The organism is Acetobacter okinawensis JCM 25146, assembly GCF_000613865.1.
In the GTDB taxonomy this organism is placed as follows: Bacteria; Pseudomonadota; Alphaproteobacteria; order Acetobacterales; family Acetobacteraceae; genus Acetobacter; species Acetobacter okinawensis.
In genome coordinates, this window is sequence record NZ_BAJU01000031.1 from 16032 (window position 1) to 28108 (window position 12077).

The 12077-nt window shown below is 58.9% G+C and carries 14 protein-coding genes and 1 pseudogene; all 15 read right to left on the reverse strand.

Annotated elements, in window-relative coordinates:
• Positions 1-55: 55 nt before the first annotated feature.
• The 15 genes and pseudogenes from JCM25146_RS11570 to JCM25146_RS22110 all read right to left on the reverse strand — a co-directional run bounded on the left by JCM25146_RS11570 (position 56) and on the right by JCM25146_RS22110 (position 11886).
• Positions 56-346 (reverse strand): PAAR domain-containing protein, encoded by a 291-nt coding sequence (locus JCM25146_RS11570; protein ID WP_025828103.1) that lies wholly within the window; start codon positions 344-346, stop codon positions 56-58.
• Positions 347-367: 21 nt separating this feature from the next.
• On the reverse strand, positions 368-838 hold the full coding sequence (locus JCM25146_RS20855) for a hypothetical protein (RefSeq protein WP_051544214.1): 471 nt from the start codon (positions 836-838) through the stop codon (positions 368-370).
• 26 nt (positions 839-864) lie between these two features.
• Complete coding sequence (locus tag JCM25146_RS20860) at positions 865-1293, reverse strand: hypothetical protein (protein WP_148299067.1); 429 nt, start codon at positions 1291-1293, stop codon at positions 865-867.
• 82 nt (positions 1294-1375) lie between these two features.
• Entirely contained in the window at positions 1376-1957 is a 582-nt protein-coding gene (locus JCM25146_RS11580; protein WP_025828104.1) for an OmpA family protein, read from the reverse strand.
• A 60-nt stretch (positions 1958-2017) separates the two neighbouring features.
• The gene (tssG, locus tag JCM25146_RS11585; RefSeq protein ID WP_025828106.1) at positions 2018-3055 is read right to left on the reverse strand and encodes a type VI secretion system baseplate subunit TssG; all 1038 of its coding nucleotides are present in this window, start codon (positions 3053-3055) and stop codon (positions 2018-2020) included.
• Between the two features lie 9 nt (positions 3056-3064).
• Positions 3065-4888, reverse strand: coding sequence for a type VI secretion system baseplate subunit TssF (gene tssF, locus JCM25146_RS11590; protein WP_025828107.1), 1824 nt, complete (start codon positions 4886-4888; stop codon positions 3065-3067).
• Positions 4881-5429: a type VI secretion system baseplate subunit TssE gene (gene tssE / locus JCM25146_RS11595; protein ID WP_051544216.1), complete on the reverse strand. Its 549-nt coding sequence runs from the start codon at positions 5427-5429 to the stop codon at positions 4881-4883. The genes tssF and tssE overlap by 8 nt, the downstream gene beginning before the upstream one ends.
• Complete coding sequence (locus tag JCM25146_RS11600; protein ID WP_025828110.1) at positions 5426-6247, reverse strand: type VI secretion system accessory protein TagJ; 822 nt, start codon at positions 6245-6247, stop codon at positions 5426-5428. The genes tssE and JCM25146_RS11600 overlap by 4 nt, the downstream gene beginning before the upstream one ends.
• A 33-nt stretch (positions 6248-6280) precedes the next feature.
• Positions 6281-7573 carry a type VI secretion system contractile sheath large subunit gene (tssC, locus tag JCM25146_RS19095; RefSeq protein WP_148299068.1) on the reverse strand — a complete coding sequence of 431 codons (1293 nt, stop codon included), beginning with the start codon at positions 7571-7573 and terminating at the stop codon, positions 6281-6283.
• An 11-nt stretch (positions 7574-7584) separates the two neighbouring features.
• Positions 7585-7872, reverse strand: coding sequence for a hypothetical protein (locus JCM25146_RS22105; RefSeq protein ID WP_148299069.1), 288 nt, complete (start codon positions 7870-7872; stop codon positions 7585-7587).
• On the reverse strand, positions 7869-9425 hold the full coding sequence (gene tssC / locus JCM25146_RS11610) for a type VI secretion system contractile sheath large subunit (protein WP_025828112.1): 1557 nt from the start codon (positions 9423-9425) through the stop codon (positions 7869-7871). The genes JCM25146_RS22105 and tssC (JCM25146_RS11610) overlap by 4 nt, the downstream gene beginning before the upstream one ends.
• A gap of 3 nt (positions 9426-9428) precedes the next feature.
• A complete protein-coding gene (gene tssB / locus JCM25146_RS11615) occupies positions 9429-9938 on the reverse strand; it encodes a type VI secretion system contractile sheath small subunit (protein WP_025828113.1) in 510 nt (169 codons plus the stop codon).
• An 85-nt stretch (positions 9939-10023) separates the two neighbouring features.
• On the reverse strand, positions 10024-10761 hold the full coding sequence (locus JCM25146_RS19100) for a type VI secretion system protein TssA (protein ID WP_242401090.1): 738 nt from the start codon (positions 10759-10761) through the stop codon (positions 10024-10026).
• 6 nt (positions 10762-10767) lie between these two features.
• A pseudogene (locus tag JCM25146_RS24010) lies at positions 10768-11120 on the reverse strand (type VI secretion system ImpA family N-terminal domain-containing protein); the annotation flags it as partial.
• A 43-nt stretch (positions 11121-11163) separates the two neighbouring features.
• On the reverse strand, positions 11164-11886 hold the full coding sequence (locus JCM25146_RS22110; RefSeq protein WP_148299070.1) for a hypothetical protein: 723 nt from the start codon (positions 11884-11886) through the stop codon (positions 11164-11166).
• Between the last annotated feature and the right edge of the window lie 191 nt (positions 11887-12077).

A 12077-nucleotide genomic window follows, 5' to 3' on the forward strand; every position in this document is an offset into this window, starting at 1 on the left:
GCGTGCATTGGTCTGCCATGCCGGGGACGTTCAGGCCTGAAAAAAGCCGGTAGTCCTAACCGATTAAAACGGTCGGGCACCCCAGCATGATAACGCCGCCATGCGATGTCTGGTCTCCCAGCCGGGCGGCGGGTAGCCCGTTGATAAAGACGGTTGCCGAACCGGTAATAACCGTAGCAGGTGGGCCGACACAAACGGCAGTGTCCGACACGCGTGCTGCAGGCATGCCCCCGATCAGCACATTGGTAGACCCCGTCAGGATCGGGCCGCCAACATGGGGAACCAGCCCGCTGACAGCAGGGCAGGTGTGAATATCCGTAATACGGGCAGCAGGTTTTGCAGCCATGGCGGTTGTGCTCCGTAAAAATTATGCGGGATTTCCGGTCAGTGCATCCGGGCAGATGGATATTGCTGCAAGAGGAACGGGCTGAGTTGCCAGGTCACGAAGCCAGAAATCCGGCATACCGTTGAGAAAGGATGCCCGAAGTGCTTCAAGCCTCATATCGGACAGATTGACCACCTGCGCATTGAAAAAACGCCTGTCCTGAGTAAAGACAAGATAGGCCTGCATTTCGTTATACATCAGGGTTTCGGATGCCGTATCGTAGCCCTGCTGGTCCAGAAAGGCGATAAACCCCGCGCGTTCGGATTCAGGAAGGGCCTGCCAGAAACGCCTTGTATAGGCACGGTAAGCCGGAACCGTATAAAACGCGCCATGGGCAATTTCATGCCGCAGGGTAACAGCCCGCATGGTTGCATCCAGCCCTTCGCCAGATGCGCTAACTGTAATCAGCGCCCCATTGGCACCGGGTTGCAGCCACCCCATGCGGGCCAGCATATCGTGCAGCCAGTTTTCCTGCGGAGTCAGTGATATTGACTGACTGGCCGCCTGGGCAAAAAACGGCGCAGGTCCTCGGCCTGATAGTCATGTCCGTAATAATAGGTCTGTTCGCTGGCACCACTGTCGCGAATGGCGCGTTGCAGGGCTGCATCGTCCAGCACCCGGTCACGCGGGAGGCCTGCTTTTTCCACAAAAGCAGCCACCCTGTTCAGCGTTTGGCCCTGCGCCAGAAGTGACGAGAAGTCGATAACCAGAACGTCATGATCCTGCGCCAGAACAAAAGCATGTATGGCGCAGGTAGCGTTGATATCGATACTGGCTTCTGTCTGCTCGGGCGGCAGATAGCGTGGCGGGGTCAGCCCCCGCCAGAGAACGGTGCCCCCACCGGCCAGCACAAGGGCTGCGGCAAGCCCCGCGACAATCAAGCCGGGCCGAACGCTGCCGGATGACACGGACGTGCGTACTCCTTGCGCCGGTGAGCGGAGGATAACCGTATCGTCGTCGTTGCACGAAGAATGTCGCATAACCCGGGCGTCAGGTGCTGAGATTGATGATTTCTACGCGGCGATTGCGGCGTTCGGACGTATTGGGCGGGGTGGGAACGGCCAGCCCGTTCTGCCCCACGCCGATAGCCTGCAGGCGGTCATCCGCGATCTGGAACTTCGCCTTCAGGTATTCCTTCACCGCAACGGCCCGCTGTGTGGAAAGCGCCTGATTCACGGCGGCGCTACCCGTGGTATCGGTATGGCCGATAATCTTGAAACGGTAGGACCCAAGCTGCGCGCTGGTCAGTGCGGCGCCAAGCTGGTCAAGGGCCGCTGCTGCCTGTGGCGTCAGTTCCGCCGATCCGTTGAGAAAATCCACAACAAGGCTGGCGGATGGGCGATCTGCCTCATGTGCCTCGGCATGGGAATGGGCGGACGAAGAGGATGCATGAGCACTGCCGGCAGAACCAGCCGGCAGCATGCGGATACCGCGTGTCGTGCCATCCATATGCGCGCTGGGGCGCAACTGGTTGATCAGTTGCTGAGCCGACGGATTGGCCTGTGCCAGTGCCGCAGCAGGCATGCCAACAATACAGGTAATAAGGGTCAGAGCGGGAGTTGAGAAGCGCATGACGGATTTATCCTTCAATATGAGAGGGTGAAAATGGAGCTTGCTATGTCAAAAGTCGGGTCATGGCCTGCCTGCCTTCACAAGCCACGATCCGAACAGGGCATCGCCGATACTTTCGCGGCCCCGTAGGGCATCGGTTGCTGAAGGGAGCCAGGTTGTCCAGCCCAGACGGGGCGGTGTGTCCTGCCCCTCGCCCCCCGCGAGACGAAAAGGAGGAATTTCACGGGCGTCCAGTTCGGGATTGATCGCGAAATCCACATCCGGGCCGACATAAGCCCTGGTCAGGTGGATAAGCGCAATCAACCCGGGACGGTCTGGAAGCAGGGCCTCGAAATCCTGCCGTGAGAGTGGTCCCACCCGCAGGATGAAGCGCCCCTGCTGGTCCCAGGTGCGCAGTCCGATAACGGCATCAACCCCCAAGGCACAGAATGCTCCGGTCTGCCGCCCTACGGGAAGGCGTGTGCGCTGGTCAGCCGGTATCGCAAGCCAGGCCCCCACGAATTCATCAATCGCCACCGGGCGACCCAGAAAATCGGACAGCATGGCCCCCAAACGTGTGGCCGAACGCGGGTAGGAGGAGAAAAACCCCGCGTAATGCCGCAACAGGTCAGTGCTGAACGGCAGTCTTTTGCCTGCCGCGGTATCAAAGCCCGCCAGAGCCAGAACGGCGGTGCCAACAGGTTCAGCACGGTTGGACCATTGCGCCTGTTCCGCCGAATAATGCAGCCTGTACTTGGAGCCTGCATCAGCAAAGGCAGACAGGGCAGGCTGGGCCAGCATGCCGACGAAATCCGCCAGCGCATGGGATTTCTGCCGTTCGACCTGGTTGAGCAGTTCCGTATACCAGCGCGGCATCTCGCCCGAAGGACCGGTCAGGCCCAGAATGGCTGTTGTCAGGCGCGCAGGTTTACCGTCCCTCGGCAGGGTGACCGATACGACCTCCCGCGTAGGGGGCGCGAGGCTGGACGGCGTATCGAAGCGGAGCGTTCGCGCACCCGTTCGGGCCGTGACTGCGCGCATCAGCCGCACCGCCGCATCGAACGTGAACAGGTGGGGCTCTGCATGCAGGGTGCCAGCGGGGGTGTTGGTGTGTGCCATTGCCAGAACCTACAGCAACGCCCGTGCGCCAGCCATTGGCGGAAAACGGGCTTCGGGCTCGGTTTTGCCGCGCAGGCGCAGCGTGGTTCGGACAAAGGAGTTAATGTTGGCGTGCAACGCCATGAACCGCGCCAGAACAGCCGTCAGCAAATAGAGCCTGCCACTGTGGAAGGCCCGGCCATCCAGTTCCAGTTCCACATCCAGCCCGCGACAGAACGCCCCGAGCTTTGCCCCCTGCACACGCGCAACACCGGGGGTTGCATGAACGCCCACAATCGCTTCGATCGCGGCGCGCGTTTCGGCGGTGTCGACCAGATCGTACAGCCGCAGCACCTCGCGCAACGATGCGGCACCTTCGCCTTCGCCGGTAATGGAGAAATGACCGAGTGAGAGGTGCGAAATCAGCCGCCACGCACCACGTGACCGGCGTTCGGGCCGCAGGGTTGGTGTGGGTGGGACAATGCACTGCACGTCCTGAATACTGCCATGGGGCTGTAATTGGCGAAAAAGCGGGTGGCCACCGCCAAAGGGGAGTTCCGTCGGCAGATCCCGGTTAAAACACAAGGCTTGGACCGAAAGAACGCTGTCGGAAGGCCGTGTGGGATCAAAGGCGGGGTCGAATATGTTCACGAAGCTGTCTGTGCCGCCCAGTCCTTCGCCCGCTTCGCGCCGGGCGATACGGTAGGACGGTGTGTCTTCCGTGTGCGGGGCGTGGGGGGCGGCCATCCGGTAAAAAGGCTGGAAGGGCCTGGACGTGCCATCCTGACGCAGTTCGGTGACATTCGTGACCTCCCACACCTCGGTCACCTTGGCACGCCGGGCATCGGGCAAGACACGGTAATCGGTCGTAGTATGGTCCAGCGGCATGGGTTCGCAGCGCTGATGGAACAGATTGACCACAGGCGCACAGCCCAGCGCGATCATGTCGGCATCGACCGTGCGTTCCAGTTCGGCCGATGAATGATTGAGATACAGGAAAATTTCCAGTCGGCTGCCATCAAGCACCATCGTGCGTGCGCCCAGCCCGCAAAGGTCCAGAAACATGAATTTCTGCGGGAACGCGAAATACTCGCTCAGTAGACGGAACCCGGCAAAGCCCCGCCCCGACCACGGAACAAGGGCTTCCTCCGCCGCGTAGCCTACCTGCTGTATGGCATCTGGCCCCAGGCAGACAGGTGCGCCATCCTGCGGCGAGGTTGCCAGTGCGACACCCAGCGTATGTCCGGCCAGCAGCTCATACAGCGATAGCGCGGAAGGCCCTTCGCCACGGAAAAACAGGCGCAAACGGTCCATACCCAGCGTGCTGAAAGGCATATCGGCATTCAGCGTCGTAACGACCAGCCGCAGCACGGCCACAGCGCCAGCCGCTCGGGGGTTCAGGGGGGCGGCAAAAGGCTGGCTGGACAGGTGCGCGGATTCAATACGCACCGGCCATAATGTCATGGGGGCGGCTGTGCGGTAGCGGCAGGACTGTCCCCGTACGGCTTCCGTTTCCAGTTCGAAGCCAGCGGCGATTTCGATAGGCGTGGTCGTTTCCGGGCGGGGAACGAATTCCGCAATGGCGCATGACGGAAACGGAGCAAGATAATGGGGGTAGAGAATATCCAGCAGCGTGTCGGTCAGTTCGGGGAATTCATCATCCAGACGGGCATGAACGCGCGCTGACAGAAAGGCGACCCCATCAAGCAGGCGGGCAACATGCGGGTCGTCCACCGTATCGGGGCTCAGCCGCAACCGCCCAGCGATTTTAGGGTGTGTGCGGGCAAATTCGGCAGCTAACTGACGGATGGCGGTCAGTTCCTGGTTGAAATAAGGCAGCAGCGAATCAGCCAACTTGGCCTCCCGAAATCACGATATTGGCGGTCGCCGCATCCACGGAAGTGTCGAAAGAAATCGGCTCCGGGGCGGGGTCTGCATGAAGTAGGGCCTCGATCCGAAAACGCAATGTGACCAACGCACCGTGTTCGTCCGAGGGTTGAACCAGCACCGAAACCTGTATCAACCGGGGCTCGAATGTGCGGATGGTGGTTTCGATTTCCCGGCGCAGTTCCTCTCGTGCGTCCTGCGCGTTGCGAGCACTGGCTGCAAAGTCAGGCAGGCCGAAACCCAGATTGGAGGCGCGCAGCGCGGCATAGCGCTGGGGAATGGAGCGAAACCGGCGGTGGCCGTTCAGCAATGCCTCCAGATCACGCCGGACAGCCGTACGCAGCACCGATAGGGCTTCGGTCGCTGACATTGGGCGGTCGCGTTCATTATCAGGGGAGGTATCAATCAACCGGTCCAGCACCGACAGCTTGACTCTGGCCCCGGCGTCACGCATCCGCTCCAGGAAAATATTGGCGTTGGCTGGCTGGTTGATTGTTGCGTCATTCATGCGGGCGTATCGAACGTTACGGTTTGGAGGTCCATGATCGGGTAGTCTTCTTCCCCGATCAGGAACAGCCGCTGCCCGATGCCGCGAACAATCCCGTTTTCCTCCACCCAGGACGTGGCGCGGCCAAGGCGGTGGGCGTCATCCATTTCACCCGCCGTGTGGTAAAGTGCCGGCACATAAACATCGCCATCGGGCCCGGCATGAACGCTCATGGAACACCGGCGCCAGAACAGGTCGCGCTGGCGTTTGGGTGGATGAAAGATCATGCTTTCGATGCGTGATACCGGGACCCAGAAATATTTTCCGGTCACGGTCAGTGTTTCGATATAGCCGGGCAGCAGGTCATCCATATCGCGAAAATCGTCAAAACGGCTGCCATCGGCCTCACCCGTCATGTGGGGGCGCAGGGTTTCGGCCTCGGACACGTATCGGGCGGCTCCGACCGTATCATTGTCGCGCAGGGCGGTCAGTGCTGCCAGTGATACCTGTCCATCTGGTGTAAGAGTATCGAGAATTTCCGGCACGCGGCCTTCGGTCAACACCTGCCGGCGGGCTGTTTCCGCGCGCAGAAGCTGCCGGAATTCAGAAACGACGACCGCAACCGAAGGCTCGATCTGCCCTGTCGCATCCAAAATGACATCAGCGCGTTCGAGGTTGCCGCTGAACAGCAGTAGTTCCGCCAACAGCACACGCTGGCCAATATTGGTTGGCGCTGCCCGCACGGCGGCCGTTGCGGCCGCAATGGCGTCGTTCAGTTGCCCGGCACGAAGAAACGCTGCGGCAGACAGTGGCGTGGTGGAAGATGTTGTATCCGACATGGGATGAATGCTCCTTGTTACGCGTGTTGGAGGTCAGCCCCTGCCCGGGGCGGAGAGTTCGGTCATTAGCCGGAAAGTGACAGCGACATCATCAAGTTGGAAATGCGGCTCAAGATGAATAACGCAGGAAAAAACACCCGGCCTGGCAAGGTCGTCCGACACCGACACCTCGGCATGCCGCAGGGGGTAGAGCGCGAGCGTTTCCATGCTGCCGGGATTGGCGGTCGTGTAGCGGGCCAGCCAGCGGCGCAGGCGATCCTCTATTTCGTTCGCCGTCATGAACGCCCCCGTCATGTCGCGCCCCATGACCTTGAGGTAATGCGAAAACCGCGACACGCAGAGAATGGAATTGAACTGGGCCGAAAGTCGGCTATTGGCCACGGCCTCGCCCCTTTCGGGGCCTACATAGTCCGTGTCAGGCTGTTGCAGGCTGCGCGCGGTGCTGATCAGCAGCTCACCACCGAACGGAATGGCCGAGATGGGCATGAAGCCCGCCGCAACCAGCGCGCGTTCCTGGCGGTCGGTCAGGATCAGGTCCAGGGCAGAGCGCCCCGCACCTTCGGGCGGGTCGACCGATGCCAGAGGCTGGGCCACCGTATCGATCATGCCGCCGCCTTCGCGGTCCATGTCATAGCCGCGCATGTCGGCTGGCCAGGAATATGTCTCGAACGCCCGGATAACACAGGCGGCAACAAGGTAGCCCGCAGTGCTCCACACCCGGCTGTCGGCCGAACCGCGTGCCTCACGGTAGCGGAAGCCCCGGGCATGATGTAGCGTTTCATCCCAGGGGCGACGCATCGTCACGCGCGGAAGTGTCACCGCCAGAAAGCGGGTATCGGCTTGGGAGCGCAGTTTTTTCCAGCGCTGATAATCCGCCGCCGCCATGACCGCGACCGGGTCGGGCACACCGCTGAGCGCACCAAAATCATCCACGCCAAACAGGGCTGGGGACGCACCGATCGCAAGGGGGGCAAAAGCGGCGGCAGCCACTTCCGACAACGCCATCAGGGCTGAAATATCGTCGGTTGGCGCACCCGGCCCGGGCCGATGCCGAATTTCATAGTCGGCCACAAGTAGACCGAAGGGTTCGCCACCGGCAATGCCGAATTCCTGCTCGTATATTTGGCGAAACAGATGGCTCTGGTCAAAAGCTGCCGCCCGCTCAAGGTCGCGGCAGACCTCGTGCCAGGTCAGATCGAGAAAGCGGAGCTTGACCCGCCCGCTGAGCGGGAGCGAAATCGCCAGCCAGTCCAGCGCACGCCATGACCCTTCCAGCCGACGCAGGCGCTCATGGTGCACGATTGTATCCAACTGCCGCGCAATCATGCGGTCGAGCGTTACGATGTCACGCTCGATACGTGCAGCCAGCAGGCTGGTGTCGGCACGTAGGCAGGGGATTCAGCACCGAACCATGCGTCGAGAATACACTCCGTTCTGGTCAGCATGACGGCAACGCGCCGAGCGTTGTCCTCCTGTCCGGTACCGAAAAAGGCACCGGACAGGACGGCATCGCGTAGCGGCGGCTGGCTGGTGTTGTCCTGCCGGGGATCGTCACACACAGCGGGTACGGAGGCAGCCGGGCACCTGATAATGGTTGCGTCAGAATTGTCGTCGTGGTCGGTCATGAAATCCTTTTCTCCGCGTGGGATGCCACCCTGAAAAGTGTGGCATCCGGGCGAATAGTGTTCAGCTGCTTGGGAACGCGGGCCACCATGCGCATGCTGGTGGTCAATTCCTCCATCTGTAACCAGGGACGCAGATGGGCGACAGCATTGTAGGAGCCCGGCTTGCCCGGAATTTCCTTTACTTCCACGCGGGCTTCACGCAGCGGGTATTTCGCCTTGGTTTCGGCCCCGGCATCGGGGTTATCGGATACGTAGTTCGTGATCCAGCGGTTCAGCCAGCGTTCGCATTCATTGACTTCCATGAAGCTGCCAATCTTGTCGCGCGCCATTACCTTCAGGTAATGGGCGAAACGACTGGACGCCATGATATACGGCAGGCGGGCGGAAATGGCGGCATTGGCTGTTGCATCTGCACGGTCGTATTTCTTGGGTTTCTGCACCGTCTGCGCACCGAAGAATACAGCGTAATCTGTGTTTTTGTAATGGCAGAGCGGCAGGAAGCCCTGGCTGGACAGTTCGAATTCACGCCGGTCGGTAATACCAACTTCCGTCGGGCACTTGCCGTCCATGTCACCATCGTCGGACTGGAACAGGTGCGTGGGCAGGTTATCGACCTTGCCGCCGCCTTCGGCCCCGCGAATGGTCACGCAGAAATTTGATTCTGCAAAGGCGGTCGTCATGCGCACGCCCATGGCGTAGGCCGCGTTCATCCAGCAGTAATTGTCATGGCTAAGCGCTTCCGAAGCCCCCGATGCGGAAACAGGTGCTTCCTCATAATCGAAGTCTTCAACCGGCTTTGTGGCTGCACCATAAGGCACACGGGCCAAGACGCGGGGCATGACCAGCGATACGAAGCGCGCATCCTCGGTTTCGCGGAAGCCGCGCCACTTCGCATATTCGGCAGATTCAAAAATCTTAGACAGATCGCGTGGCTTTGTCAGTTCGGTCCAGCTATCGAACCCGAACATACCCGCACCAGCCGCCGAAATGAATGGTGCGAAAGATGCTGCTGCCACGTTCGACATCAAACGCAGGGTTTCGATATCGTCGGGGTGGTTGACCCACTCGTAATCACCGATCAGCGCACCGTAAGGTTCGCCACCCGGCGTGCCGAATTCGTTTTCGTAAATTTTCTTGAAAATCTGGCTCTGGTCGAATTCCACTGCCTTTGTCAGGTCGCGGTTCAGATCGCGCTTGGTGGCGTTGATCACGCGGATTTTCAGGTTCTGGCTGGTTTCCGTATTCATGACCATATAGTTCAGCCCGCGCCAGCTTCCTTCCAGCTTGGTGAACTTGGGGTCATGCATGATCGCGTTGAGTTGCGTGGACATTTTCTTGTCCAGTGCCGCAATCGCGCTTTCAATCGTACGGGTCAGGTTCTTGTCGAACGTTACAGTGCCGGTCAGTGCCTGCTCGACAAGGTTACGTACCAGGTCCTGGGCGTGATCGGGCTCGGTCTGCTTGGTGGCCGACACCACCTGGTCCAGAAAGCTGAGGCCGGTTGCTGTTTCAGTCGTGGCGGCAGTCTGGGGCTGGTTCTGTGTTTCTGACATCGATCAGGCTTCCTTCTTGTCCATGCCAAGCTGTTCGGAGAGTGCCTTTATTTCACTGTCGCTCTGCAGGACCTGTTCCAGAAGGTTTTCCAGTTCCTCAGATCTGTCGGCCTTGCTCAGCAGGTCACGCAGCTTGTTGCGGGTTTCCAGCAGGTTTTTCAGCGCGGGCACCTGGTTGACAATCCGCGACGGGGTAAAGTCGTCCATGGAGCGGAACACAAGGTCGACCGCCATGGACGTACCGTCATTAGCCAGTGTGTTATCCACCTTCAGCTTCAGGCCCGGGGCCATGCGCGCCATGATGTCATCAAAATTGTCGCGGTCGATCTGCACGAACTTGCGTTCGGCCATTGGGCGGAGCGGCTGCACCGGATCGCCAGAGAAGTCACCCATGACGCCGACAACGAACGGTAGTTCCCGTGCGACTTCCGCACCAGCCGTTTCAACATCGTAGGAAATGTGAACGCGGGGTTTGCGCACTCGATTCAGCTTGCTGTGAACACTGCTATTCATATTTTACATCCCAAAAAACGTTTGAATTCCAAAACACGGTTGCCAACGCCCTGCCGGACAAGCCCCCGCATGTCCGCCGCCCAGGTCACGAGGCGGCAGGCAGTCCCAGACGCATGAGCAGGTTGTTGCGGGCCTGTTCATCCTCGACCAGTTCGGCAACAAGCTCGGGCCATGTCATGCGTCCACGCCTGATGGCTTCTTCCAGCGTGTAAGCCAGGGGTGACTGTGGCTCCGCCCGCCGGAAAAATTCGGCAACTTCCGCAAGGCGCGACAGCGCATCCTCACGGGTTACAAGCGGGCGCGGTGCGGTAACGCCCGCCGGCGCTGCCTGCCCGACCGGAGCCTGCGCCACTGTTTCGTCCGCCGTTACGTCGGCCCCCTTCTCCTGCCCGGATGCTGCGGGGGCATAACGGGTGAGAAAATCCTCGATCTGGTCGAGAACACCCGCCACGCGGTTGGTTGGTGGGGCATCGGCCCCGGCGGCACGGTCCAGTGCATCACCCATACCGCGCCACGCTGCCTTGGCTGCGTGCAAATCAGCCATCATAGCAGTATAATGCGTGGCCGGGGCGGCACGGGCGGCCGCAGTCATGGTCTCGTAAGGCACCACGCCGGCCTCTATACGTGCTTCAAGTCGCTTGGGGTCTGCAATGGTTTGCAGTTCGGCGGACTGTTCGTACTGGAACAGCATGACCGGCTCGCCATTACGGTCTTTAAAAAGTTCCAGCTTGCGCAGGGGCTGAATTAATGTGCCATCACCCCCTTCACCGTTCAGCCCGGTCAGTGGAGCCACGCGCGTTTCCATGCCGTCTTCATCCGGCATGGGGTAAAGCTGGTCCCAATACCGCTCCACCAGCCTTCGATTACGCTCGCGCCAAATGTCAGCCCGGCCAGACCGTCGCTGCGCACAAGGCTCTCGGTCAACCAGGCGGCGGCTTCCAAATCCTTCGCTTTTTCCAAAAGGATTTGTGAAGCAAGCTTCTGCACGTCACGCCACTCGGGTGGCGTTGTAGCTTCAGCAGGGTTCGCATCTCCCGCACGCTCCGCTGCACGCGCATCAGCCCTGGCATCCCTGAGTTTGTAATAAAGAGACGTTGCGGAATAGTCGCCACGGATATCATCGCCTGTAGGGGCGTCTTCCCCTACAGGAGACAGAAAATTATCAATATTTTCGATATTCACTACCGTTCTCGCCCCATCAAATCACTACTCATTAAATTTTTACTTAATAAATTCCAATATCATCTGGCTTAAATCCAGCTTTTTCAAGTTCTCTTTTGATATCCGGCATAAACTGACGTAACGAGGCGGGCATAAGACCGCCATTGAACGACGTCAAACTCTCTGGAATAACACCATTCCTATGCAGGAGAGCGCATATGTCTGTATAAGCAGCGTCAAAAACATTTTGTGGAACAGTGGCATTAATGTTCTGCAGTGTTTCTTTTATTGGGTTCTTCAGCTCGCTTGAAAGATTTGTAGCTAAAATAACATCTTTGTAGCTCGATGGAGGATCCAAAAAAGAAGTAGAAGAGGGCAAACCGACGATACACCATTCGTAAATGAAGTTAGCAAACGCTCTAACATCTGCACGAACGCTATACATGGCACGATATGCCTGTACTAGCACTATAAATAAACCACTATCAAAATATTTGTTAGAACCTTGCGTACATAATATTAAAAAAGCGTGCTTCTTTGCAGATGTGTCTGTTAGCGCTTGTATCTTCTGCTCGAGGGCGCCGTTAGGAGCTGCAGAGAAATACATGGTCCGATTTACACGTATATCCCCTGATCTCTGACGGCCAGATGGATGCAAAGCCATAAAATGGTCAAATCTCTCACCGTCAGTCTGAGATATAGCTCCTGATCTCTGACGGCCAGACGGAGAACTGTCAACTTTCTTACGGCCAAACGGAAACAAAGCCATAAACCTGTCAAATGACATAGTCTTTATCCTCGTTGTCGAGTCAATTATTTCTTGGGTTATTATCTCAAGCAGATCAGCTTAGCTTCTGCTGGCCGAGATCGTAGGTGACGGGGAACGGAGAGCCCTTGCTGCCATCTTCCTTGATCGGGGTGAATTTGGTTTCGATCTTGGTGAAGTTGAAGGAAATAGTCTCGCTCGGGCGATCACCG

Excerpts from the sequence above, each read along its gene's own strand:
- JCM25146_RS11570 (WP_025828103.1), bottom strand. The coding sequence starts at position 346 with ATGGCTGCAAAACCTGCTGCCCGTATTACGGATATTCACACCTGCCCT.
- JCM25146_RS20855 (WP_051544214.1), bottom strand. The coding sequence starts at position 838 with ATGCTGGCCCGCATGGGGTGGCTGCAACCCGGTGCCAATGGGGCGCTG.
- JCM25146_RS11580 (WP_025828104.1), bottom strand. The coding sequence starts at position 1,957 with ATGCGCTTCTCAACTCCCGCTCTGACCCTTATTACCTGTATTGTTGGC.
- tssG (WP_025828106.1), bottom strand. The coding sequence starts at position 3,055 with ATGGCACACACCAACACCCCCGCTGGCACCCTGCATGCAGAGCCCCAC.
- tssE (WP_051544216.1), bottom strand. The coding sequence starts at position 5,429 with ATGAATGACGCAACAATCAACCAGCCAGCCAACGCCAATATTTTCCTG.
- JCM25146_RS11600 (WP_025828110.1), bottom strand. The coding sequence starts at position 6,247 with ATGTCGGATACAACATCTTCCACCACGCCACTGTCTGCCGCAGCGTTT.
- tssC (WP_148299068.1), bottom strand. The coding sequence starts at position 7,573 with ATGATTGCGCGGCAGTTGGATACAATCGTGCACCATGAGCGCCTGCGT.
- JCM25146_RS22105 (WP_148299069.1), bottom strand. The coding sequence starts at position 7,872 with ATGACCGACCACGACGACAATTCTGACGCAACCATTATCAGGTGCCCG.
- tssC (WP_025828112.1), bottom strand. The coding sequence starts at position 9,425 with ATGTCAGAAACACAGAACCAGCCCCAGACTGCCGCCACGACTGAAACA.
- tssB (WP_025828113.1), bottom strand. The coding sequence starts at position 9,938 with ATGAATAGCAGTGTTCACAGCAAGCTGAATCGAGTGCGCAAACCCCGC.
- JCM25146_RS19100 (WP_242401090.1), bottom strand. The coding sequence starts at position 10,761 with ATGCCGGATGAAGACGGCATGGAAACGCGCGTGGCTCCACTGACCGGG.
- JCM25146_RS22110 (WP_148299070.1), bottom strand. The coding sequence starts at position 11,886 with ATGTCATTTGACAGGTTTATGGCTTTGTTTCCGTTTGGCCGTAAGAAA.